Annotated in this window: 27 protein-coding genes and 1 tRNA gene; 8 read left to right on the top strand and 20 right to left on the bottom strand. The window is 68.4% G+C overall.

What is annotated here, in order from left to right; genetic code table 11:
• Nucleotides 1-36: 36 nt before the first annotated feature.
• From ACIBTM_RS01765 to ACIBTM_RS01755, 3 genes are read right to left on the bottom strand one after another with little or no spacing between them, the layout of a single operon-like run.
• Nucleotides 37-357 carry a transcriptional regulator gene (locus ACIBTM_RS01765; protein ID WP_395874563.1) on the bottom strand — a complete coding sequence of 107 codons (321 nt, stop codon included), beginning with the start codon at nt 355-357 and terminating at the stop codon, nt 37-39.
• On the bottom strand, nt 354-803 hold the full coding sequence (locus ACIBTM_RS01760) for a hypothetical protein (RefSeq protein WP_395874561.1): 450 nt from the start codon (nt 801-803) through the stop codon (nt 354-356). Before ACIBTM_RS01760 ends, ACIBTM_RS01765 begins: the two co-directional genes overlap by 4 nt.
• A 32-nt stretch (nt 804-835) precedes the next feature.
• Nucleotides 836-1,768, bottom strand: a complete 933-nt coding sequence (locus ACIBTM_RS01755; protein ID WP_395874559.1) for a LysR family transcriptional regulator — start codon at nt 1,766-1,768, stop codon at nt 836-838.
• 118 nt (nt 1,769-1,886) lie between these two features.
• Between ACIBTM_RS01755 and dnaE the strand changes: the two genes are divergently transcribed.
• Nucleotides 1,887-5,405 carry a DNA polymerase III subunit alpha gene (gene dnaE, locus ACIBTM_RS01750; protein WP_395874557.1) on the top strand — a complete coding sequence of 1,173 codons (3,519 nt, stop codon included), beginning with the start codon at nt 1,887-1,889 and terminating at the stop codon, nt 5,403-5,405.
• Here the strand turns inward: dnaE and ACIBTM_RS01745 are convergent.
• Nucleotides 5,380-5,886, bottom strand: coding sequence for a DinB family protein (locus ACIBTM_RS01745; RefSeq protein ID WP_395874555.1), 507 nt, complete (start codon nt 5,884-5,886; stop codon nt 5,380-5,382). The genes dnaE and ACIBTM_RS01745 overlap by 26 nt on opposite strands.
• 53 nt (nt 5,887-5,939) lie before the next feature.
• On the opposite strand from ACIBTM_RS01745, the gene ACIBTM_RS01740 reads away from it, so the two are divergent.
• The 5 genes from ACIBTM_RS01740 to ACIBTM_RS01720 are packed head-to-tail and all read left to right on the top strand — an operon-like array spanning nt 5,940 to nt 9,758.
• Nucleotides 5,940-6,713, top strand: coding sequence for an aminotransferase class IV family protein (locus ACIBTM_RS01740; protein WP_395874553.1), 774 nt, complete (start codon nt 5,940-5,942; stop codon nt 6,711-6,713).
• 14 nt (nt 6,714-6,727) lie between these two features.
• Nucleotides 6,728-7,315 carry a short chain dehydrogenase gene (locus ACIBTM_RS01735; protein ID WP_395874551.1) on the top strand — a complete coding sequence of 196 codons (588 nt, stop codon included), beginning with the start codon at nt 6,728-6,730 and terminating at the stop codon, nt 7,313-7,315.
• Complete coding sequence (locus ACIBTM_RS01730; protein ID WP_395874549.1) at nt 7,312-8,319, top strand: methyltransferase; 1,008 nt, start codon at nt 7,312-7,314, stop codon at nt 8,317-8,319. The genes ACIBTM_RS01735 and ACIBTM_RS01730 overlap by 4 nt, the downstream gene beginning before the upstream one ends.
• Before the next feature lie 33 nt (nt 8,320-8,352).
• Nucleotides 8,353-9,153: a metalloregulator ArsR/SmtB family transcription factor gene (locus ACIBTM_RS01725; RefSeq protein WP_395874547.1), complete on the top strand. Its 801-nt coding sequence runs from the start codon at nt 8,353-8,355 to the stop codon at nt 9,151-9,153.
• A 5-nt stretch (nt 9,154-9,158) separates the two neighbouring features.
• Nucleotides 9,159-9,758 (top strand): dihydrofolate reductase family protein, encoded by a 600-nt coding sequence (locus tag ACIBTM_RS01720; protein ID WP_395874545.1) that lies wholly within the window; start codon nt 9,159-9,161, stop codon nt 9,756-9,758.
• Nucleotides 9,759-9,767: 9 nt separating this feature from the next.
• On the opposite strand, the gene ACIBTM_RS01715 is transcribed toward ACIBTM_RS01720, so the two are convergent.
• The 13 genes from ACIBTM_RS01715 to ACIBTM_RS01655 form a co-directional block, all read right to left on the bottom strand.
• A complete protein-coding gene (locus ACIBTM_RS01715; RefSeq protein WP_395874543.1) occupies nt 9,768-9,929 on the bottom strand; it encodes a hypothetical protein in 162 nt (53 codons plus the stop codon).
• Nucleotides 9,926-11,059, bottom strand: coding sequence for a hypothetical protein (locus ACIBTM_RS01710; RefSeq protein WP_395874541.1), 1,134 nt, complete (start codon nt 11,057-11,059; stop codon nt 9,926-9,928). Before ACIBTM_RS01710 ends, ACIBTM_RS01715 begins: the two co-directional genes overlap by 4 nt.
• 7 nt (nt 11,060-11,066) lie before the next feature.
• Nucleotides 11,067-12,092 carry a hypothetical protein gene (locus tag ACIBTM_RS01705; RefSeq protein ID WP_395874539.1) on the bottom strand — a complete coding sequence of 342 codons (1,026 nt, stop codon included), beginning with the start codon at nt 12,090-12,092 and terminating at the stop codon, nt 11,067-11,069.
• 11 nt (nt 12,093-12,103) lie between these two features.
• The gene (locus ACIBTM_RS01700; protein ID WP_395874537.1) at nt 12,104-13,156 is read right to left on the bottom strand and encodes a hypothetical protein; all 1,053 of its coding nucleotides are present in this window, start codon (nt 13,154-13,156) and stop codon (nt 12,104-12,106) included.
• 25 nt (nt 13,157-13,181) lie between these two features.
• Nucleotides 13,182-14,057, bottom strand: a complete 876-nt coding sequence (locus tag ACIBTM_RS01695; protein ID WP_395874535.1) for a phage distal tail protein — start codon at nt 14,055-14,057, stop codon at nt 13,182-13,184.
• A complete protein-coding gene (locus tag ACIBTM_RS01690) occupies nt 14,054-15,190 on the bottom strand; it encodes a hypothetical protein (RefSeq protein ID WP_395874533.1) in 1,137 nt (378 codons plus the stop codon). The genes ACIBTM_RS01695 and ACIBTM_RS01690 overlap by 4 nt, the downstream gene beginning before the upstream one ends.
• Before the next feature lie 33 nt (nt 15,191-15,223).
• Nucleotides 15,224-16,015, bottom strand: coding sequence for a hypothetical protein (locus ACIBTM_RS01685; protein ID WP_395874531.1), 792 nt, complete (start codon nt 16,013-16,015; stop codon nt 15,224-15,226).
• A 9-nt stretch (nt 16,016-16,024) separates the two neighbouring features.
• Nucleotides 16,025-16,363, bottom strand: coding sequence for a hypothetical protein (locus ACIBTM_RS01680; protein ID WP_395874529.1), 339 nt, complete (start codon nt 16,361-16,363; stop codon nt 16,025-16,027).
• Nucleotides 16,364-16,428: 65 nt separating this feature from the next.
• Nucleotides 16,429-16,719, bottom strand: coding sequence for a hypothetical protein (locus ACIBTM_RS01675; RefSeq protein WP_395874528.1), 291 nt, complete (start codon nt 16,717-16,719; stop codon nt 16,429-16,431).
• Between the two features lie 64 nt (nt 16,720-16,783).
• On the bottom strand, nt 16,784-17,356 hold the full coding sequence (locus ACIBTM_RS01670; RefSeq protein ID WP_395874526.1) for a phage tail protein: 573 nt from the start codon (nt 17,354-17,356) through the stop codon (nt 16,784-16,786).
• A 34-nt stretch (nt 17,357-17,390) separates the two neighbouring features.
• Entirely contained in the window at nt 17,391-17,795 is a 405-nt protein-coding gene (locus tag ACIBTM_RS01665; RefSeq protein ID WP_395874524.1) for a hypothetical protein, read from the bottom strand.
• Nucleotides 17,792-17,956: a hypothetical protein gene (locus ACIBTM_RS01660; RefSeq protein ID WP_395874522.1), complete on the bottom strand. Its 165-nt coding sequence runs from the start codon at nt 17,954-17,956 to the stop codon at nt 17,792-17,794. Before ACIBTM_RS01660 ends, ACIBTM_RS01665 begins: the two co-directional genes overlap by 4 nt.
• Nucleotides 17,957-18,510: 554 nt before the next feature.
• Nucleotides 18,511-18,584: transfer RNA gene (locus ACIBTM_RS01655), tRNA-Leu, on the bottom strand.
• Between the two features lie 125 nt (nt 18,585-18,709).
• Here ACIBTM_RS01655 and ACIBTM_RS01650 point away from each other — a divergent pair.
• A complete protein-coding gene (locus ACIBTM_RS01650) occupies nt 18,710-18,931 on the top strand; it encodes a DUF3618 domain-containing protein (RefSeq protein WP_005165704.1) in 222 nt (73 codons plus the stop codon).
• 3 nt (nt 18,932-18,934) lie between these two features.
• Here ACIBTM_RS01650 and ACIBTM_RS01645 read toward each other — a convergent pair whose 3' ends face one another.
• Together ACIBTM_RS01645 and ACIBTM_RS01640 are read right to left on the bottom strand one after the other, a co-directional pair.
• Nucleotides 18,935-19,345: a hypothetical protein gene (locus ACIBTM_RS01645; RefSeq protein WP_395874520.1), complete on the bottom strand. Its 411-nt coding sequence runs from the start codon at nt 19,343-19,345 to the stop codon at nt 18,935-18,937.
• 233 nt (nt 19,346-19,578) lie between these two features.
• Nucleotides 19,579-20,136, bottom strand: coding sequence for a TetR/AcrR family transcriptional regulator (locus ACIBTM_RS01640; RefSeq protein ID WP_395875768.1), 558 nt, complete (start codon nt 20,134-20,136; stop codon nt 19,579-19,581).
• A 121-nt stretch (nt 20,137-20,257) separates the two neighbouring features.
• On the opposite strand from ACIBTM_RS01640, the gene ACIBTM_RS01635 reads away from it, so the two are divergent.
• Nucleotides 20,258-21,718, top strand: coding sequence for a flavin-containing monooxygenase (locus ACIBTM_RS01635; protein WP_395874518.1), 1,461 nt, complete (start codon nt 20,258-20,260; stop codon nt 21,716-21,718).
• Between the two features lie 128 nt (nt 21,719-21,846).
• Here the strand turns inward: ACIBTM_RS01635 and ACIBTM_RS01630 are convergent, their stop codons facing one another.
• Nucleotides 21,847-22,317: a helix-turn-helix domain-containing protein gene (locus ACIBTM_RS01630; RefSeq protein WP_038509035.1), complete on the bottom strand. Its 471-nt coding sequence runs from the start codon at nt 22,315-22,317 to the stop codon at nt 21,847-21,849.
• Between the last annotated feature and the right edge of the window lie 313 nt (nt 22,318-22,630).

Below are 22,630 nucleotides of genomic sequence, written 5' to 3'. Positions count from 1 at the left end.
CGAGGGCCTCTCGCGCATCGTGCACACGGGTCACCGTCACGCGTCGCCACCGCCGACGGCCGGTTCCGAAGCCTGGGCGACGATCTCGTGCAACGCGGCCACGTGACCGCGGTAGGCCTCCCGGCCTGCCCTGGTCAGCAGGAGCCAGACCCGTTGACGCGTGTCGCGAACGGCCTTGTCCTGCTTGACGTAACCGGCGTCCATCAGTACACCGACGTGTTTGCTGAGCACCGAAGCGCTGACGTCGAGCCGCTCCTGGACCACACCGAACTCGGCGCGTTCCACGGAGTCGAGCAGGGCGCAGATCTTCAGCCTGTTCGGGGCGTGGATGATCAGGTCGAAGCCGTCCTCGCTCACCGGGAGCGCGCCTGGCGTCGCATGATCGCACCCAGCACCAAGACGAGACAGGCGAGCAGGCCGGACCCGGCGAACCAGATCCAGACCTGGTCCATGACGTTGGCCACCACCATCGCGCCGATCATCACCAGCGCGGCGAGGGCGAGCACCGGCCAGACGCGCCGGATCGGGACGGCGCTCAGCCGGGGCACGACTCCCGACCGCCGGATGAACGTCCCGATCGTGATCCCGAACAGCGCGGCCCAGACCGCGAGCCCGCCGAGGCCCAGCGCCGCGCCCGCCGCCGTCGACGGGGTGAGCTGGATGAGCGGCGCGACGGCCAGCAACGCGGCCAGTGCGAGGAAGTACCACCACGGCGGTGGGACACGGGCCAGCGAGGCCTGTGCTTCTTCGATGTCCCGCAACGCGCTACTGGCTTCTTCCGGCGTCGGCCGCTTTGTTTCCATGATGGAAACCCTACACTTTCCGATTTGGAAAGTCAGGGGGCGGTCATGGCCTCCCGATCCGACGCCGGGAGCCACTGCCGCTCCGGATCGAAGGGCCGGTAGGCGGAGCGGACGTGCTCGATCAGCAACGGCAGCGTGGGATGCCGGTTGTCGTGCCGCCACAGCAGTGAGAACGGGTACACCGGCGTCGGATCGACGAGCGGGATCTGGACGACGTCCGGATGCCAGGGCACGTGCATCTTCGCGCCGACGAAGCCCAGCCGGTCCTTCGACTCGCTGAGCACCTCGACGTGGTGTTCGAGCCCGAAGTTGGGGCCCTCGGTGTCGACCAGGATGCCGAACGCCGGGCACAGTTCCGCCCAGAACTCCGCCCATTCGCTGGCCCGCGCGTTGTAGGGCATCCAAGCCGTCAGACCTTCGAGGTCCGCCATCGCGACCCTTCGCCGCCGCGCGAGCGGATGCCGCCGTCCGACCAGCAGGTTCGCCGGTTCCAGGTAGGCGGGCGTGCGGCCGATCCCCGGGGCAGGCGCGGTGCTGACGCGGGCGAAGGCGGCATCGACGGACTCGGGCAGCATCGACCGGCGCACCGCGCCCAACCCGGGCGTGACGAGTTCCAGTTCGTCGTCGTGGTCGGCGTGGAACGCCCGGATGACCTCCATGGTCGCCAGCCGCGTGCCGAGGACGTCGACGCGCAGGGGACGTCGCCTGCCTTGAAGACGCTCGACGGCCTGGTCGGCGAGGCTGATCAGCGCCCGAGCGTGCTTGAGGAATTCCTCGCCGTCTTCGGTCGGCTCGGCGCCTCCGCGCGTGCGCGACAGCAGCCGCACGCCGAGATCCGCCTCAAGCTTCGCGACGCGTTTGGAGACCGCCTGCTGGCTCATGTCCAGCCGGATCGCGGCCTCGCTGAAGTACCGGTCCTCGGCCACCGCGACGAACGCGCGCACCGCGCCCAGATCCAGTTCCACTGTGCTCCCTACAACTCTTGGTTGTCTTCGATCGCGTGTCGCTTGTTGGACAACACCAGCACGACACCGGTCCAATCGCCGCGTCGGATCGGAATCGTACAACCATGGGGAGTAGCCGGTGGATTCCTTCGTGCATCTGCACGTTCATACCGAGTACTCGATGCTCGACGGCGCGGCCAAGATCGCGCCGCTGTTCGCCGAGGCCCAGCGGCTCGGCATGCCCGCCGTGGGCATGACCGACCACGGGAACATGTACGGCGCGGACGAGTTCTACCGTCAGTCCGTCCGGGCCGGGCTCAAACCGGTGATCGGTATCGAGGCCTACCTCGCGCCCGAGTCCCGATTCCACAAGAAACCGGTGTTCTGGGGACGGCGTGGCGACGGCGGCGACGTCTCCGGCGGCGGCGCCTACACGCATATGACCATGCTGGCGGAGAACGCGACCGGGCTGCGGAATCTGTTCAAACTGTCCTCGCTGGCCAGCTTGGAGGGTTACTACCGCAAACCGCGGATGGATCGCGAACTTCTCGCCCGGCACCACGAAGGCGTCATCGCCACCACCGGGTGCCCGTCCGGCGAGGTGCAGACCAGGCTCCGGCTCGGCCAGCCGGACGAGGCGATCCAGGCGGCTTCGGACTATCGCGACATCTTCGGCGCGGACGGCTTCTTCCTCGAACTGATGGACCACGGTCTCCCGATCGAGCGGTCCGTACGGGACGGGCTGCTGGACATCGGTCGCAGGCTGGACCTGAAACCCTTGGCCACCAACGATTCGCATTACGTCACCCAGGATCAGGCGGCGGCGCACTCGGCGCTGCTGTGCGTCCAGTCCGGCAAGACCCTCGACGATCCCGGCCGGTTCAAATTCGACGGTGACGGCTACTACCTCAAGTCCGCGGAGGAGATGCGCCGGTATTGGGACGCCGAGGTCCCGGGCGCGGCGGATTCCACGCTGCTCATCGCCGAACGGGTCGAGCCTTACGACGACGTCTACCGGCATGTCGACCGGATGCCGGTCTTCGAAGTCCCCGAAGGGCACGACGAGGAATCTTGGCTGCGCGAGGAGGTCGCGGCCGGGCTCCGCCGCCGTCTGCCGGACGGCGTCCCCGAGGCCTATCTTGCCCGTGCCGACTTCGAGATCGGCGTGATCGCCGGCAAGGGTTTCCCGGCGTACTTCCTGATCACCGCCGACCTGATGAACCACGCCCGCCGTGTCGGCATCCGGGTCGGGCCCGGCCGCGGTTCGGCGGCGGGCTCGCTCGTGGCGTACGCGCTCGGCATCACGAACCTGGACCCGATCGACCTCGGCCTGCTCTTCGAACGGTTCCTCAATCCCGAACGGGTCTCCATGCCGGACATCGACATGGACTTCGACGACCGGCGCCGCGGCGAGATGATCCGGTACGCCACCGACAAGTACGGTGCCGAGCACGTCGCCCAGGTGATCACCTTCGGCACGATCAAGACGAAGGCGGCCATCAAGGACTCCGCGCGCGTCCACTATGGACAGACCGGGTACGCGATCGCGGACCGGATCTCGAAGGCGCTCCCGCCGCCTGTCGCGGCGAAGGACATCCCGCTCGCCGGGATCGTCGAGCCGGACCACGAGCGGTACGCCGAAGCGGCGGAGGTCCGCGCGCTGCTGGAAGGCGACGGCGAGGCGGCCAAGATCTTCGAGACCGCGCGGGGGATCGAAGGGCTGATCCGCAACGCCGGTGTCCACGCCTGCGCCGTCATCATGTCGAGTGAACCGCTGCTCGACGCCATCCCGTTGTGGCGGCGGGACGACGGCGCGGTCATCACCGGCTGGGACTATCCGTCGTGCGAGGCCATCGGCCTGCTGAAGATGGACTTCCTCGGCCTGCGGAACCTCACCGTCATCGGTGACGCGATCGACAACATCAAGGCCAACCGAGGCGAAGAAATCGATCTCGACACGCTCGGCGTGGAGGATCCGGCGACCTACGAACTGCTCGCCCGCGGCGACAGTCTCGGCGTCTTCCAGCTCGACGGCGGTGCGATGCGGGATCTGCTGCGCCGCATGGGGCCGACCGGTTTCGGCGACATCATCGCGGTGAACGCCCTGTACCGGCCGGGTCCCATCGCGATGAACACGCACAACAACTACGCGGACCGCAAGAACGGCAGGCAGCCGATCGAGTCGATCCATCCCGAGCTCGCCGAGCCACTGCGCGAGATCCTGGCCGAGACCCACGGCCTGATCGTTTACCAGGAACAGATCATGCGGATCGCGCGCGATGTCGCCGGCTATTCCATGGGTCGCGCCGACGTGCTGCGCAAGGCGATGGGCAAGAAGAAGAAAGAGGTACTGGAGAAGGAGTTCGAAGGCTTCCGGGACGGCATGCTCGCCAACGGTTTCTCCCTCGCGGCCGTGCGGGCGCTCTGGGACGCGATCCTGCCGTTCGCCGGCTACGCGTTCAACAAGTCCCACGCCGCCGGTTACGGCCTGGTCGGCTATTGGACCGCGTACCTGAAGGCGAATTACCCGGCCGAGTACATGGCGGGCCTGCTGACTTCGGTGGGGGACAACAAGGACAAGTCGGCGGTCTACCTCTCGGAATGCCGTCGGCTGGGGATCGAGGTGCTGCCGCCGGACGTCAACGAGTCGGGGCTCCGGTTCGCCGCGGTGGGCGACGCGATCCGGTTCGGGCTGGGCGCGGTGCGCAACGTCGGCGCGAACGTCGTCGACTCGATCATCAAGACCCGGCGGGAGAAGGGGAAGTACGCGTCGTTCACCGACTTCCTCGACAAATCGGAACTGGTGGCGTGCAACAAACGTGTCATCGAGTCACTGGCCAAGGCGGGCGCGTTCGACTCGCTCGGGCACACGCGGCTCTCGATCCAGCGGGTGCACGAGGACGCGGTGGACGCCGTGGTGTCGCTGAAACGCAAGCAGGCCATGGGGCAGTTCGATCTCTTCGGTTCCGGTGACGAACGCGAGGACGACACCTCGCCGCTCGCGCATCTCAAGTACGGCGTCGAGGAATGGCCACGCAAGGAACTGCTCGCCCACGAACGGGAAATGCTCGGGCTTTACGTGTCGGCGCATCCGCTCGACGGGGCGGAGCACGTCCTGCGGGCGCACGCGCCCCGCCCGATCGCGGCGATCCTCGACAATCCGCCGCGTGAGGGCGAACTCGTCGTCGCCGGGCTCATCACGTCGTTGGAGCGGCGGGTCAACAAGAAGGGCGAGCCGTGGGCGATCTGCACGATCGAGGATCTGGACGCCGCGCTCGAAGTGCTGTTCTTTCCCAAGGCGTACGCGCTTTTCGCGGCGGACCTGGCCGAAGACAACGCCGTCCGCGTCAGCGGCCGGGTGAACTGGCGGGAGGACAAGATATCCGTGTTCGGCGGCGGCCTCGTACCGCTCGATCTTTCCGCCGCGGCCGACGGGGAACCACCGCTGACCCTGCACGCGACGCCCGAGCGGCTGACCGAGGACGCGGTCCTCGAACTGAAGCGGACTTTGCTGGCGCACCAAGGGAAGACTCCGGTCCGGGTGAAGCTCGCCGAGACGTGGTACGCGCTCGACGACTACCCCGTCGCCGTCAGTTCGATGCTCCTTGGCGAGCTGAAGTCCATTCCCGGTATCACGCCGCGCGCCGCTGCATCCTGAGCTGCCCGATCTCCGACACGTTCTTCATCAGTTCGGCGTTCACCCAGGCGACGGTGTGGGCGAAGGTCAGCCCGGCTTCCTCTCCGAACGGGTAAGCGGACGGCGCGTCAAGGTCGGCGTCGGTCAAGCGGTCCAGCACTGCCAGCCATTCCTCGCGGAGGCCGCCAAGCCAGGCGATGACAGTTTCCGCGCCGGGCCAGGTGATTTCCGTGCGCTCGCGCGGAGTCCGCCCGTTCGCGTGGTCCAGTGCGACGCTCCACCACCAGCCGATATGCCAGGTGAGCCAGGCGATCGTGGGGACCGGGACGGGATCGGGTTCGGCGTCGGCCCAGTCGGGTGTGCCGTCCGGCCGTATCGTCCAGCAGTGGGCGGCGGGTTCCCAGAGGAAGTCGCCAGGCTCCAGATCGGCGAGGTGGTACTCGAACAACGACCAGGTCAGATCGAACTGCCAGCGGGTCAGCTCTGAACGCGATACGGGCACCGCCGGATCCTCCCTTCGGGACACGGCGGCCGCAACCGGTTTACGGTGCGGGCATGAGTCCCTATGTCGCGCAGCGGAACGGCCGGACGGCGACCGCCGAAGACCTGGCGCCACTCGCCTTCGCGGGCTTCGCCCACTTCACGGCCATGCAGGTGCGTGACGGCCGGGTCCGTGGTCTCGACCTGCACCTGGACCGGCTGCGGAGCGCTTCGCTGGAGCTGTTCGGCGACGCCCTGCCGGACGACCGGATCCGCTCGTACGTGCGCGAGGCGCTGAAGTCCGGGCCCGCCGACGTCTCCCTCACCGTGACGATCCACCTGCCGGGTGATCTCGAAGTCCTGGTGCGCACCCGGCCCCCGGCTTCGGGTCCGGCCGGGCCGCTGGCGCTGACGGCCGTCGAACACGAGCGCGTCCTGCCCGCCGTCAAGCACACCGGTGAGATGGCGAAAACCTACTTCCGGCGGCGGGCCGTCGCCGAAGGATTCGACGACGCGGCGTTCGTCGATCGGCGGGGCAGGCTGAGCGAGGCGACGATCTGGAACCTCGCCTTCTCCGACGGCGATACGGTGGTGTGGCCCGAAGCCGAGCTGCTGGGGGGAACCACGATGGGCATCGTCCGGCGACGGCTGGAGGGGCTCGGTGTGCCGCAACGGGTTCAGGAGGTCACGCTCGCCGACCTGCCGGGGCTCGGCGGCGCTGTGGTCATGAACTCGTGGACGCCGGGGATCGCGGTGCACCGGATCGGCCCGGCGCCGCTGCCGGAAGCGCCGTCGTTCGTCGAGGCACTGCACCGGGCTTACGAAACAGAACCTCTCTTGCGACCTTGAAAGGAAAGACGCCGATGAAGATCCTCGTGGTCGGTGCCACCGGGACGATCGGGGCCGCGGTCTCGTCAGCACTCAACGCGCGCGGGCACACGGTGCTCGCCGCGTCCCGCTCCGGTGAGGTCAAAGTGGACGTCGAGAAGCCGGCCACGGTCGACGCGCTCTTCGCCGCCGAGCCGGGTATCGAGCACGTGGTGTGCTGCGCGGGGAGCGGCTCGCTGGTCCCGGTCGACGGCGGTGGTGACGAAGAGTTCACCCAAGGCCTGCAAGGAAAGCTGCTCGGGCAGGTGTTCCTGCTGCGGCATGCGATCCCGTATCTGCCGGACGGTGGCTCGGTCACGCTGACCGCGGGCCGGATCCCGGAAACGTTGCGCGGCAGTGCTTTCGGTGTCCTGACCAACGCCGGTCTCGAAGCCTTCGTCGCCGCGGCGGCCCGCGAACTGCCTCGCGGGCTCCGCGTCAACGCCGTCAGCCCCGGCTGGGTGAGCGAAACGCTCGCGGCGCTCGGTGAACCGGAAGGCGGCACCCCGGCGGCCGACGTCGCGCGCAGCTACGTCGAGAGCGTGGAGAACGCGGACCTCAACGGACGGACCTTGACCCCGTGACCACTCATGACAAGGACAGACAGGAATTCCTCCGGCTGGCCGGGCTGGCGACGCCGATGGCGCTGCGCGTCGCGGTGACACTGGGGTTGCCGGACCGGCTGTCCGGCGAAGGCGCGGCAGCCGGTGACCTGGCGGCGGAGCTCGGCCAATCCCCGCTCGCGCTCGATCTGCTGCTGGGGCATCTGACCACGCTCGGCGTCCTCGAACGGACATCGGCCGGCTATCGCACCACCGGGTACGGAGCGAAACTCCGCGCCGACGCGGGCAACGGTCTCGCCGGACTCCTCGACATCAACGCCGCCGGCGGGCGGGGCGAACTGGCGTTCGTCGAACTCGCGCACAGCATCGCCACCGGCGAGGCGGGCTACCTCCGCCGCTACGGCAAGGACTTCTGGACCGACCTCGCCGAAAACCCCCAGCTCCGGGAGACGTTCGACCGGCAGATGACCCAGCGGTACCTGACGCAGGTGCCCCGGTTCGTCACCGGGTTCGACTGGTCCCGCTTCGGCACGCTCGTCGACGTCGGCGGGGGTCACGGCAGCCTGCTCGCCGCGATCCTGAAGGCCAACCCTTCGATGCGCGGCCGGCTCGTCGACCTCGCGCCCACCGCGGCCGCCGCCGAAGCGGAACTGCGCGAGCAGGGTCTCGAAGACCGGGTCGAGGTGACCGCGGGCAGCTTCTTCGACCCGCTCCCGGTCGGGGCGGACGCCTATCTGTTGTCCGACATCCTCCACGACTGGGATGACGAACACGCCCATCGCATCCTGGCCCGGTGTGCCGAGGCGGCAGGTGCCGGAAGCCGGGTCCTCGTCATCGAGGCGGTCGGCGGGCTCGGGGCCCAGACCGAGTGGGACCTGGTCATGCTCGTGCTCTACGGCGGCCGCGAGCGACGTCTCGACGAGCTTCGCGAGCTCGCCTCCGCGCACGGTCTGGTGTTCGACTCCGTCACCACCCTGACCGAGCAGCGCAGTCTGCTGGAGTTCCATCCCGAAGATATTCCTTGACAAGAATATTCTGCCAAGTGAATACTTCTCGGCATGGAGCAGATCGCAGCAGCAGTGGGCGACGGAGCGAGGTGGCGCCTCGTCGAGCTTCTCGCCGAGCGGCCCCGGTCCGTCGGTGAGCTCGCCGAGCTGACCGGCCTGCGGCAACCGCAGACCACCAAACACCTGCAGACCCTCGCCCGCGCCGGGCTCGTGACGGTCTTCCCGCTCGGGCAGCGTCGCGTCTACGCGGTCGAAGCGGGTCCGCTGAAGGATCTCGAAGGACGGCTGCGGACGCTGATCACGACCATCGAGGCGAACGCGGGCGAGCGAGACGTCCTCACGCGCTATCAGGCCGCGATCGGCGCTGACACCGAGGCCGCGAAGCAGAACCGGTGGGCGGACGGGCGGGCGTTCTCGTTCGACCGTCTGCTCGCCGTGCCGCGGAACGACGTCTGGCGGCATTGGACCGAGCCCGCGCTGCTCGCGTCCTGGTGGGCGCCGCCTTCGATGACCGTCACCGATTGCGTCATCGAGCCGTGGACCGGTGGCCGGGCCGTGCTCGACTACCGGGACGCCGAAGGGCGCTACCGGTCCGCGGGAGAAGTCCGCGCCGCGACCGAACCCGAACACCTCGAGTTCGACCTCTCGGTGCTCGACGCCGAGGGGGACACCTTCTTCACCGGTCACTACGACCTGAACTTCACCGAGGCGCCGGGCGGGACGCGGCTCCGGCTCGACCTGCGCGTCACCGAAACCACCGTCGAGGCCGTCCCTTTCATCGCCGGCATCGAAACCGGCTGGGGCCAGGTACTCGACAACCTCGCGGCACAACTCATCAAGGAAAAGGACTGAACGCCATGACGAACCACACCGGCCGCCGCGTCACCGCCAACATCAGCCTCACCCTCGACGGCCACTACAGCGGACCCGGCGGCCCCGGCGACATGGGCGCGATCGTCTCGTACGCCACCACGGACGTCGCCCGTGCCCACCTCGGCCGCATCCACGAGACGGCGACCACCGCGGTGCTCGGCAGACTGAACGCCGAGGGCTTCCTGGGCTTCTGGCCGACCGTCGCCGCCGACGAGAATGCCGACCCCCGCGACCGCGCCTACGCGAAATGGCTCACGGACGCCGAAAAGGTGGTCTTCTCGACGACGCTGACCGAGGCCCCCTGGGACCGCGCCCGCGTCGTGAACGCCCCCGTCGCCGAGGTCATCGCCGGCCTCAAGGCGAACGGGGAAGGCGACATCCTGGTCAACAGCAGCGCCAGCGTCATCAAGGCCCTGCTGGCGGACGACCTGCTCGACCGGCTGTACCTGATGATCTGCCCCGAGATCACCGGCGGCGGGCAGCGGCTGTTCGCCGCCGGCCTGCCCGCGTCGAAGTGGGCGCTGGCCTATCAGGAGGCCGGGGAGCTGGGGGAGATGGCGCTGGTCTACGACCGGGTGCGCTGATCCACGTCCCTACTCGGCGTCGTCGGCGCGCGTCTCCTCGGACTCCGGCGCCACAGCGGCCTCCGCGGCGGCAGGGGGGAGCGCGGCGCTCCTGGTCTCCAGCGCCCGAAGCCGCCGCTTGATGTCACGCAGCTCGGTGAGCAGCGAATCGGGCTGGTTCACACGGGTCATGATGGTCCTCCGCTGATCGGTGACACGGTGAGCTGCACCTTTTCCTCGCCCGCGTCGTCGCCGGGGGTCACTTCGAGCCCGACGATCCGGACCCGGAACTGGGTGCCGAGGGGGAAGAAGTCGTCGCGCACCACGATGAGTGCCTGGTCGCCGACGGCGTACGAGCCGAGCACCGGATCCAGGTCGCCCCGGACGACCAGCTCAGGCAGCACGACCGGATCGACCGCGGCGGTCAGGGCCGAGCGGGCCTGCGAACGAAGCAGCTCCGGGTCGCTCAGGTTCACGAGCGACACTTCGGTCTCCAGCAACAGGCGCGCGGCCGAGCTGTCCTGCGCGATGCCGACCTGCTGGCCCGCTTCGTTCTCGTCGCCGAGGGCGAACACCCGGGTCGCCATCGACGACCCGTCGCGTGGCCACGAGTACTCGATCAGGTTGCCGCCGAACTCCCACACGTGCGGGGTGCCCTGCTGGCCCAGTTCCGGTGTGCCGACCCGCAGCCGGCGCACGGCGTGGCCGCCCTCGCCGTAGACGACGTCGAACGCGAAGTCCGGCCCGTTCTCCAAATTGGACAGTTCGCGAAGCGCGTCACCGACCGACTTGAGCTCGCGGCCCGGATAGCCGATCGTCCGCTTGATCCCGGACGTCACGGACGGATCGGACTGGATCCGGATGTTGCCGCGCGGATGACCCTGCGCGGTGGCGACCAGGTTGCGGGCGATCTCGGTCTGGTCGACGTTCGTGTACGTGACCGCGATGCCCGCCAGCGTGCCGCTCGACGGGGCGAAGTCCTTCGGCAGCACCCGGCGGTGGTCGAAATAGGACAGGAAGCCGGCCGCGCCGATCTCGATCGCGCGGCCCGCCGAGGAGTACTTGCTCGTCCAGATGATCCCGCCCCAGACGAGCACACCGTCGCGTTCGACGTACAGCGCCGTGTGCGCGGGCCTGGTCACGAACTCGGGCTCGCGCACGGCGATACGGGGATCGCCGAGCACCAGTTGCCCCTGGAATTCGCCGGCGTCGTTGAGCACCGAGCTGAACGAGACGTCGCGCAACGGTAGTTCCGCGTGCACCTGGCCGGTCCGCAGATCGGCCACGATGTACCGGTAGCGGGCGGTGTTCCGGTTCGTCATCGTCCGGTCAGCCCAGCAGGTAGGACGTGTTCAGCAGGATGGTCTCGTTGACGGGCACACCGACGTTGTTGTCGGTCCACATGGTCATGACACCGTTTCGCGGGATACCGAGGTCGAGGAACTGATGCGAGCCGATGGCCTGGCCACTCCAGGTGTTCCCGACCCAGTGGTGCGCGAACTGCGGGTGGTAGGCCTGTGGCAGCGTCAGGATCGTCGTGCCGTGGCCCGCCGGGGTGTTCTGCCGGGTGACCGCGCCCCGCACGTACACCATGGGGCCGATCCTGCGTACCTGGACCACGGTGGCGTTCTCGGCGTCACCCGGTCTTCCCGCCGTCCAGCCGGCGGCCACGGGTACGACCTGCCAGCCGGTGTCGTCCTCCACCAGCAGCGATTTCCACACGCCGCCGGTCCAGAACTCGAGCCTGCCGGTGTCGGCACGATGCACGTACAGGCCGGGATAGGCGTCGAGGGGACGCTCGCTCGCGTTGCGCACCGGCAGGATCCCGCCCACCGCGCAGGTGTACGGGCGCAGGTCGGTGATGTCGCCGCCGGTCACGGTCGAGGTGTTGGCGCGCACCGTGATCCGGGCGAGCTTGAGCACGTCGCCGGTCACCGTCGGGTCGCTCGGCTGCGACGCGGCGGTGCCCGCGACGACCTCGACGACGAACTTCGACGTCGGGTCGCCGTACTGCGCGTCGGTCTGCCGGGCGACGACGAGATCTTGCCGGTTGTAGGACCCGTGGGCCGGCACCTTCAGCACGTCGAGCGTCTTCTGCTCGTCGAGGGTCGCCAGGTAGGCACCCGCGGCGGCGTGCCGCGTGCCCTGGATGACGGCCTGGAACGGTTGCACGGTCACGTTTCCCGACGGCGTCGAGGTCGCGCGGACCAAACCGGGGTCGCCGGGGGCGGGCCGCAGGCCGGTGCGGGACTGTGCCGGGGTCCTGCCGGGTGCGGCGAGGGCCGCGGTGGCCAGCCGGGCGTCCTCGGCGTCGACCACGGCGCCGCCGACCCAGCCGGAGTCGCGTTCTGGCATGTTTTCGTCTCCTAGCTAGGGATCGCGAGAACGTTGATGGAGTCGTAGGGGTGGCCCCACCCGACCAGTGCCGTCCCGTTGCCGTCGAACCGCTGGATGCCCAGTTCGACGGTGACGACCGTGTCGGCGGGCTGACTGGCGATCCCGGTCACCGAACCGGTGGCCATCCCGGCGCCGACCGGGGTGTTCACCACGGTCAGGCCGACCGTGGTGCCGTTGGCCTGAAGGGTGATGTCGTACCGGTCGGCCGCCCCGGAAGTGTCGTAGAAGGCGATCGCGGTGATCAGCAGCCTCCGCGGGAAGTACACGGCGGGCACGGTCAGCCGGTTGAACACCCGGCGGTCGCCGCCGACGGTGCTGCCGTTCAGCGGCCAGCCCGGATCGTTGGGTCCGTAGATGGCCATCGAGTTGGCCACCGCGGGTTTCCACGCCGTGCCCTCGTAGGCTTCGAGCACCCGAAGGTCCTGGCGGTACACCAGCTGACCGGCGTACGGCACCGCGGGCCGGTTCACTTCACCGTGGACGGGCATGACACCGCCGGCGGAGCTGGTGAAGACGCGCCGGTCCTGGAGTTGCGTCGAGCCGATCGTGGTCGCGTTGGCGGGCACCGTGATCCTGGCCAGCACGATGACGTCACCGGTGACCGTGGGCTCCACCGGTGTTTGCGCGGGTGTTCCCGCGACCAGGCTCACCGTCATCGCCGAGGTGGTGTCGCCGTACTGGGTGTCGGTCTGGCGCGCCACGATCAGGTCGTACCGGGCGTAGGTCGCGTGGGCGGGCACGGCGCCGAGCACGTCGACGGTCTTGGCTTGATCGAGGGTCACCAGGTACGAGCCCGCGCTGGGCGAACGGGTGCCCTGGATGACCGCCTGGAACGGGTTGACCTGGACCTTGCCGGACGGCGGACTGGTCGGGCCGACCCGGCCCGCGCTCGCCGCCGGCCGCAGCCCGGTACGGCTCTGCACCGGGGAGCTCCCGGCGGCCACGAGGGAACCGGTGGCGAGCCTGGCGTCCTCGGCGTCGACGACGCCACCGGACAGCCAGGCGGAATCGCGCTCGGGCATCAGCGGGCTCCTAGTCTCGGGATGTTCAGCTCCATGCGTCGCGCCATTCGGCGGTCAGCCGCGTGGCCGGGTCGTAGGCGGCGGCCCGGAACGCGATGTCGATCCCGCCACGGCTGAGCGGGAACCAGCGTGAATGGGGCAGCAGCACCGAGCGGCGCGACGCGAGGCCTTGCAGCAGCACGGTTCGCGCGTCGGTGTCGACGACGAGCACCTCGCCCGCGGCCAGCTGGATCTGGAAGGCCAGCTCCTCGCCGGTCTGGGTGTTGACGATCACCGGGTCGGCGCACGGGCCGCTGATCTTCCATGTCGGCCAGGCCGCCACCGTGCCGGTGTTCTCCAGCGACAGCCTGCCGCCGGTGGCACCGGTCCCGAAGTCCAGCGGGAAGGTCAGCGGGAACGTCAACCCGCCCGCGGAACTGGGCAGTGGACAGCTCGCGACGCGCAGCTCGGCGGAGTAACGCAACGGATCCGGCGCGGTGACCTGTACCGAGAACTCGAACGCGCCCGCCTTCTTGTCCAGGATCTTCGACTCGCTGGACAGCCGCACCATCGCCCGGCGCACCGCGTGCGGTTCGGTCACCACGAGCGGGAACAGCCGGGAGCCGTCGTTGAGCACGGCGGCGAGCCGGTCTTTGGCGCGTTCCTTGCTGATCCGGTCCGGCGCGACCGCGGTGCCCTCCAGCGTGATCACCCTCGGCGAGCGATAGGACGGCGCGTCGAAGGCGCCGTCCCGCTCCGGCCGGTCGGTCAGCGTGAGCCGCACGGCGGGGGAGGAGGCCCAGCCCTCTTCCTTCGTCACCCACCACTCCACGCCTTCGGTGTCGACGGTGTTGCCCGCCCAGCCGTCGACCGTGAAAACCGGTTGCTGCAGAACGGTTCCCGGCGGTCGCATCGTGGTCATCGCTTCCCCGCCCAGGCCAGCTCGCGCGCGGCGATCCGGCCGATCTCGTACTCGGACTGCCGTGCCCTCGGGTGGATGTTCACCGTGACCGGCTTTTCGTCGCGGCGTTTGTTCGTCAGGTCGAGCAGTTGCGGCAGCTTCGACAGCGGGATGATCGCCTCGGCGTGCCCGGCCTCGGCGACGTTCACCAGCCGCCCGCCCGGCACCGGCGTGGCGATACCGCCCGCGGCCAGCTGCGGGATCTGCGGCAGGTTGAGGCCGAACGTCTTGCCGCCGACGAACGGAACCCAGTCCGGGATGGTGACGCTGATGCTGTTGAGGCCGCGGATCGCCATGTTGACCAGACCGATGATGGCGTTGATCGGGGCCTTGACCGCGCCGAGCACCGCTTCGAACGCGGCGCGCGCGAAGCCGGCCAGCCCGTCCCAGGCGGCGCGCAACGCGCCGGTCACCCGGTTCCACACGGCCGGGATGGCCTCTCCGATCCAGTTGATGACCGGCATGATCACGTTCTTGATGCCGTTCCAGGCACCGGAGACGACCGCGCTGATCACGTTCATGGCCGTGCGGAAGATCGTCGAGATCACGTTCCACACGGTGGAGATGACGGTCTGGATGACGTTCATGACCGTCCGGATCACTGTCATGACGATGGTGATGTACGTGCGGACGTAGGTTTCGATCCAGGGCCACACCGCGCTGATGATCTTGCGGATGAAGTCCATCACCGCGCCGACGACCTGACCGATTATCCGGAAGGCCGCGGACACGACTTGTCGCACGCGTTGCGACTGCATGGCCATGTCGACGATCTTGGAGACCAGCGGCAGCAACAGGCTGAGCAGGAAACCGAGGACGTTGGCCTTCATCGCGGCGTTGAGTCCTCTTTGGGCGGTGGTCGCGGTGCGCAGCCCCTGGCTGAACCGGGAGAAGAACCCGCCGCCCGACGCCGCCTGCCGCCCGGCCTGCTGCACGGACCTGGCCGCCTGGTCGGCCGCGGTCTTGAGCTGGCGGACCTGGGTGGTGCTCTGGCTCGTGGCCGTACGGAACCGGCCGCCCGCCCCACTGGCCTGCGTCAGCGCCGCGCGGAACCGGCCGACCGCGCCCGTGGCCTGTACCAAGGCATTTCTCATGCTGGCTGGCTTCCTTCGTCTGCGTGGTGATGGTCAGCGGAGCGACTGCTCGATCGCTTCGATCTGCCGTTTGAACTGCTGGGATCCAGGGCCTGTGCCGCGCATCGCGGCGGTGAGGTCACGCAGGGCCTGGCGGGTCCGATCGCCCTCACGCCTGAGCGCGGCGGCGTCCTGGCCGCGGCCGCCTTGGCCGGTCTGCTGCCTGCGCTCCAAGGTGGCGATGCGCTGGGTGAGCCGGTTCTGGTCGGTGCCCACGCGCCGAACCCCTTGGAGGGCCGCCGTCGTCTCCCGGCCGATCGCCGCCGCGCGCCGGTCGAGCCGGGTGACCTGGCCGCGCAACGTCGAGATGCTCTGTGAGATCGGGTTGAGTCGCGCGGTGATGCCCTGCTGTACGCCGGTGCCGACCTGGTTGGCCTTCCGTAGTGCGGTTCCGGCGTTCTGATTGGCGCTTTGGGCAAGCCGATGCGCGTCGTTGGCGCGCTTCTTCGCACTGTCCCCGAGTGCCTTGAGTTGCTCGGGCGCCTCACCTCGCGCTTTGGCCCGGCGCTGCTGGATGATCTCCCAGATCGACGGCGGCTCCAACTTGAACGCGGTCCACTCGACCTTGACCAGGTTGAGCGCGCTGGTGACGCCGTTGACCTCGGCCTTGACACCGGTCAACTCCCGCTTGAGGGCCTCTCGGGTCTCGGGTGGGTAGACGGCGTTGAAAGCGGTCGTGACCGCCTCCTTGACCAGTTTGCCCATCGCCGCGGCCTGGTCCGGTGTGATCGGAGGTGCACCACCGCCGGTGGGAATCGGCCCCCCAAGTGGAGTCAAGTCGACCACGTCAGTCTCCTAACCGGTGCTGCGAAAAAAAGCGAGGATCTCGCTCGCGTCCGTGCTTTCGGGTTCCGCCTTCGGTTCTTCCTCGTCGGCCGCACCGGGCCCTGGACGTGGAATGGCCTGCGGGTACGGGATCTCCTCGGCGTTCTCGTCCCGGTTGACCGTGGCGAACATCCAGTTCGACACCGCCAGGTGATCCACCATCGCGGCCAGCAGGTGGTCGCTCAGGTGCCACTCCGCTTCCTCGCCGTGCAACGACTTCGCGAACGACGAATCCCGCGGCAGGTGTTCGATGAGCACCTTCAGCCGCCGGGACGAGAGCTTCTCCCGGTACCAATCGAGCAGATCCACGTTGTAGTACCGCAGCAGGTCGGCCTCGAGGGCCTCGGCATGCTCTTCGACGAGCGTGCCGAGGCTCAGCCTTCCCCCAGTGGCAGACCCGTCTCCTTGCCGTAGGCCTCCAGCAGCGCGGCGACGTCCTGCACGGTCACCATGTGCTTGTTGAAGCGCTCGTACTGCTCCTCACCGAGCAACACCTCAAGCAGGCCGTCGATGTCGTTGTCGTCGATCTGGCTCAGCTGCTTGGCCATGGCACGAGGGAACTCGCGGGGCAGCCGGAAGACCTCGTCGTCCAGTTCGAACTCCCAGTCCGCGCCGTCCGCCTCGAGGCGCTGGGCCCGAGCGGCGTTGACGTTGAAACGGGTCATGGCGGTGTCCTTTCGATGCGGGGCAGGGGGCGCGGCCGGGAGGTCCGCGCCCCCGGAGGAGTGGTCAGACGGCGGCGTACGCCGGGTCCTTCATCAGGAAGGTGACCAGCGGGGCCTTGTCGTCGACGGCCAGCGCCGTGTAGGTGACGCCGAGCTTCAGCGGAGCGGTGCGCACCAGCGCCATCTCCTCGGTCTCGGTGACCTGTCCACGTGCGACGATGAGGCGGTACTTCACGTCGCCGCCGTCGGTGAACTCCACGCCGAGCATGCGCTCGTCGAACTTCGGCTCGGCGGCCATCTCGTACTTGTAGACACCGGACGTCCCGACCTGCGCGACCGCGCCGCCGCCGAAGAAGAACGGCATCGTGTCCTCGTTGAGCTGCAGCATCTGGAACTTGAAGGTCAGGTCGCGGTCGGAGTAGACGAACCGGGCCGGGCTGACGCTCTGCCACGTGTCGATCGGGTCGATCTTGTCCTTTTTGGACACCTTGACCCCGTCGGTGGTGGTGTAGCCGAGGTCCTTCCAGTCGGCGCCCCACGCCGCGGCGGTGTCCGCGGGGGCCGCGGTGCCCAGCGGGGCGACGAGGATGCGGCCGCTGCCGGCGACCCGGATCTCCTTGGCGTTGGAACCAGCCATCAGTGGTCACTCCTTGGTTTGGGAATGGAAAAGGTCAGGCCGGCCGGACGAGCAGCCGCACCGTGGCCAGATAGCGGCTGGCCGCCGCATGGTGGTAGTCGGGCAGCCAGCGCGGCCCGTCCATCTCGGCGACGTCGACCACCCGCGCGCCGCCGTAACCGACTTCGCGCAGCGTGAGGACCGCGGCCCTGGCGAGCAGCGACACCCCGTGCGCGGCCGTCTTGTCGGGGCCGTAGCACTCCAGGTCGATCAACGGCTGGTCGAGGTACTGGTCGTCGATCCACGCGCCGCCGACGCGCGAGACCAGCACGGTCTTCTGGGTGCCGTCGAACCCGGGCGGCGGCTTGTTGTCCACGACGATCCCGGTGAGTTCCGCGCGGTTCTTGATCGAATCGACGACCAGCCGCTCGACGTCGGGGAAGACGATCGGACCGGTCACCCCTCGCTCGTTTCGGACCGCTCGGCCGCGGGCTCGCCGCCGTCGTCTTCGGCGCGCACCGCGATCCGGCCGATCAACGTGACCGCGACCTGGTCGTCGACATCGACCACGTCGCCGGGCGCGTGGCCGTCCCACCAATAGGTAAGGCGAATTCTGGGCATGACTCTCCTAGAAATGCGCTGACGGGCAGCGAAACGCGCGCCGGAAGAATTCCGCGCGTGCGTGTGGCGAGTTCGGTGAACTCGGGCAGAGAGGTGCAGGCGAATTGAAGCACATGGTCCACAATGGACCGGTGCCGACGCGTCAACCGTCGAGCGGGTACACGTTCCCCCCGGAATGTCGTGGTATTACCCCAAAAAGCCCCATGGTGCCACGGGCTGCCCCAAAGGTGACTTTGCCGGCGCTCGAAGCCGAGTATACGCAGATCGGCGTCCGGCTCAACCGGCTCGACCATAACGACTTACGAGTTCTTTCGGCGGTTCGCGCGGCAAGATCATCGAATTAGAAATACCTATTACGAATTCTTTCGGCGGCGCCGAATCGTCGGCAGGCAACCGCGGGAAGGCCGCCCCCGGTGCTGCGGTATCCGCTGATTCGGGCCCGGTCACCGAACGGATCCGGCGTGCCGGCCTCGACGAGTGCGCGCACTCGCGGTGACCGGCCGCCGCCGTCGCGTGACCGGGAGGCGGCGAGGGCCGCCGATGTGCCTGAGGGGTGGGCCCGGAGAGACTCGAACTCTCACTGGCACGGACCTAAACCGTGTGCCTCTGCCAATTGGGCTACGGGCCCCCAGTGCTGCCCTGAAATCGTAGCGTGCGACACGTTCGGCGTTTCTCGGCGTGGCCGATGCCACGGTGCGGGGTGGCGTCCTCTAACGTGGGCTTCCAGCAAGTCCGTCGCGGCGAGGAGGACACGTGGCTCGCGATCCCGAGACCATCGAGCGTGAGATCGAGCAGGCCAGGAACGCGCTGGTCGCCACGCTCGACCAGCTGGGCACGAAGGCGAACCCCGCGAAGCTGGTGGATTCCGCGAAGACCGGTCTGCGCGCGAAGCTGGACGAGCCCAAGGTGAAGTACCCGCTCATCGGCGGGGCGGTGCTGATCGGCGTGCTGCTGATCCGCAAACTCCTGAAGTAGGTCTCAGGAGGTCTGGGCCGCCTTGGCGGGTGTCTTGGCGGGCTTGGGCTTCTCCTTGGACTTCGCCTCGTCGACGGCCTTCGGGAGTTCCTTGCCCTGGGGTACCGGAGGCTTGCCGCCGGTCTTCTCCTTGGCCTTGCCGTTCGCCGGCGGAGGAACCTCGAGCGGTTCGATCTCCGGGAGCGTCAGCCTCGCCGTCATGTAGGCGGCGGTGAACTCGAGCGCACTGCCGTTGAGCAGGTGCACCACCGTCGAATGTTCCGGCGGGGACAGTTTCTCGACCAGCTGGTCGGCCCGGTCCCGTGCCGCGATGATGCCCGGCGCGCGACCGGTCAGTTCCTTGCCGGAGCCGCTGACCGTGACCTTCCAGTCGTCGTCCTCTTGGACGTACGACGCGGTGATCGGTTCGGTCATCCGCCTCACCCCTCTCCTCGCGAGCATGCGTCACTCAATGGACTTCGTCACGCCGCCGTCATGACGCCACTTTCGGGTGGTGGCGCCCCCTCCTGACGGTGGCCGCGACTGTCCATCAGACTTTCTACAGTGTCATCGATACAGTAGGACAACTCTGTGTCACAAGACACTGGCGGCAATGTGCTCTGAGTGACGACCGAATGGCCTAATGCACGAGCATCTTCACAGTCGTTTCAGCGGGCCCTCGCGGAAAGGCCCGACCAGAGGATGTCCATCGCGTATCCGGTCGCCGTTTCGGGGCTGACGTCCTCGTGTCGTTCGCACCAGATCGCGAGCCGTTCGCACGCGCCGACGACGAACTCCGCGGACGCCTCGGCGCGGAGGTCGTCGCCGGGTTCGAGATGGTCGCTCATCAGTGCGGCGATCAGGTCGGTCTGCTGGCGCCGGGTCTGCTCGATCTCGTCGGCGGCGCCGGTCCCGATCAGTGCCATCTCGTGGCGGAGCAGTGACCAGGCCTGCCGTCGTTCCCTGATGAAGACGAAGAAGGCGAGCAGCCCGCGCCGTAGCGCGTCCTCGGCCGACGTCGCGCCGACGGTCGCCCGTTCGGTGACCTCGCGCAGGGCCGCCCGCGACTGCTGGATGCAGGCGAGCAGGAGTCCCTCTTTCGAGTTGAAGTACTCGTAGAGCATCGGCTTGGAGACCCCGACGCGTTCCGCGATGTCGTCCATCGACGCCGCGCTGTAGCCGCGATCGGCGAAGACTTCCTCAGCGATTTCGATCATTTGCCGCATCCGCTCTGCTCGTGGCATGCGTTTGCGCTTCGCCGTCGTCACCACAACACTCTACCGAAGGTAACCTACTTCGAGTAAGGTGAACTCCCGGTAACAGGTAATTTGAGCGAGAGGTCGGGTCATGGGCAACCGCACCGAGACCGGTGTCGTCATCGTCGGAACCGGCTTCTCCGGGCTGGGCATGGCCATTCAGCTGCGAAAAGAGGGCCGCGAGGACTTCGTCATCCTGGAGAAGGCCGACGACGTGGGCGGCACGTGGCGGGACAACACCTACCCCGGCTGCGCCTGCGACATCCCCTCGCATATGTACTCGTTCTCGTTCGAGCAGAACCCAGGCTGGTCCCGCGCGTACTCGCCGCAGCCCGAGATCTGGCAGTACATGCGCGACGTCGCCGCGAAGTACGACCTGCACCGCTTCATCCGCTTCGGCCAGGAGATGACCGGCGCCCGCTGGGACGCCGACGAGAACCGCTGGCACGTCGCGTCGAAGACGGGCGACGAGTTCGTCGCGCCCGCGCTGGTCGCCGGCGTCGGCGCGCTGCACCTGCCGCAGATCCCGAAGCTGCCCGGCATCGAGCGTTTCCAGGGCCGGGCGTTCCACTCCGCGCAGTGGGAGCACGACTACGACCTCACCGGCAAACGGGTCGCCGTGGTCGGCACCGGCGCGAGCGCGATCCAATTCGTGCCTCAGATCGCGAAGGACGTCGCCGAGCTGACGCTCTTCCAGCGGACGCCGCCGTGGATCATGCCGAAGCCGGACCGCGAGATGCCCGAAGCGCTCCGCAAGACGTTCAGTTCGGTGCCGCTGCTGCAGCGTGCCTTCCGCGACGTCCTCTACTGGGGCCTCGAAGCCCGTGCGATCGGCTTCAACGGGCAGCCGTGGGTGATGAAGATCGGCCAGCGCATCGCGAAGCGCAACATCTTCAAAAGCGTCAAGGATCCGGAGCTGCGCCGGAAGCTGACGCCGGACTACACCATGGGCTGCAAGCGGGTACTGGTCTCCAACGACTACTACCCGGCGCTCGCCCGGGACAACGTCGACGTCGTCACCGACGGCGTGAAAGAGGTCCGCGAGCACAGCGTCGTCGACGGCGCCGGCGTCGAGCACGAGGTCGACGCGATCATCTACGGCACCGGATTCCACGTCACGGACGCCTTCGACGATCTGGAGATCATCGGCCGCGACGGGCGCAACCTCGGCAAGGAGTGGGCGACCGAGGGGATGCGGACCTATCAGGGCATCACCGTGTCCGGGTTCCCGAACCTGTTCTTCCTGCTCGGCCCGAACACCGGGCTGGGGCACAACTCCGTGGTCTTCATGATCGAAGCGCAGATCTCGTACGTCGCGCGGGCGCTGAGGCTCGCGCGTGGCAAGGCGCTCGACCCGCGGCCGGAGGCGCAGGAGCGCTTCAACGGCGAAATCCAGCGCAAACTCGCCAAGGGCATCTGGACCCAGGGCGGCTGCAAGAGCTGGTATCTCGACGCGAAGGGCGTCAACCGCACGATCTGGCCGGGCTTCACCTGGCGGTACTGGCTCGACACCCGCAAGGTGCGCCGCGAGGACTACGAACTCCTCGGCTGAGGAGGAACGCGCGTGAAGGCCCCCTTCACTCGGCTCAGCCGAGGGAAGGGGGCCTTCACGCGAAGAGGGGAGGGTCCGTGAAAGCCAGGATGGGGGGCATGGCCTTCACGGACCGGGGAATGCCGCGCTCATGAGGGGTTGAGCCGGCGAAGCCTTCCGATGAGATCGACGGTGGGGATGCCGCAGAGCTCGGCCATCCGTTCCAGCGCCGCGAAATCGAGGTGGACCTCGGCGGAGCCGTTGTCACTCGATCTCTTGAGCCGGTCGTCCGCCCACCGTCTCAGTGGGAGCAGCTCCTGCTGCTCGTCCTTGATCACCAGGCGCAGGTCGATCCGTACCCGGCCCGGTTCGTCCACGAACACCCGGCGATGCACCTTGGCCAGCAGATCCTGTGGCAGCTCGTCCATCGCGACGCACAGTTCGACCAGCCGCACCACGGAACAGTGCCGGGTGCCCAGCTCGTAGGTGGCCAGCGTCTGGAGCGAGATCTCGCTCTGCAGATGCTGGTTCAGTTCCTTGCGTGTCCAGCCACGTTTACGGCGGAGCTTGCGGAGCTCGTCTCCGAGTATCCGCTGATAGCTCTCAGCGTCGATCAGCACTCCCCATCCCCTGCCTTGCCCACCATCTCCACCGCCCGTCCCGTGTGACAAAACCCGGTACGAGCGCGCTCACGTGTATGAAAGTCGGCAGGGGCGCCGCTCTTACGCGGTTTCGGGGGTGGTTTTCCTATCTATTTTGGTCTGCTGGGCCGAATGGGTGAAGGAACGCCCTCCGCCACCTGGGCGCGGCCGTGGGGGGGGGGGGGGCGGGGGGGGGGGGGCGGGGGGGGGGGGGGTGGGGCGGGTGCCACCCCCCGCGGGCCCCCACCCCGCGGGGGGGGGGGGGGGCGGGGGGAGGCGGGCCCCCCCCCGC

The organism is Amycolatopsis sp. NPDC049868, from assembly GCF_044461365.1.
In the GTDB taxonomy this organism is placed as follows: Bacteria; Actinomycetota; Actinomycetes; order Mycobacteriales; family Pseudonocardiaceae; genus Amycolatopsis.
The sequence above is the reverse complement of the archived record's forward strand: the minus strand, read 5'-3'. Positions and strand labels throughout refer to the sequence as shown.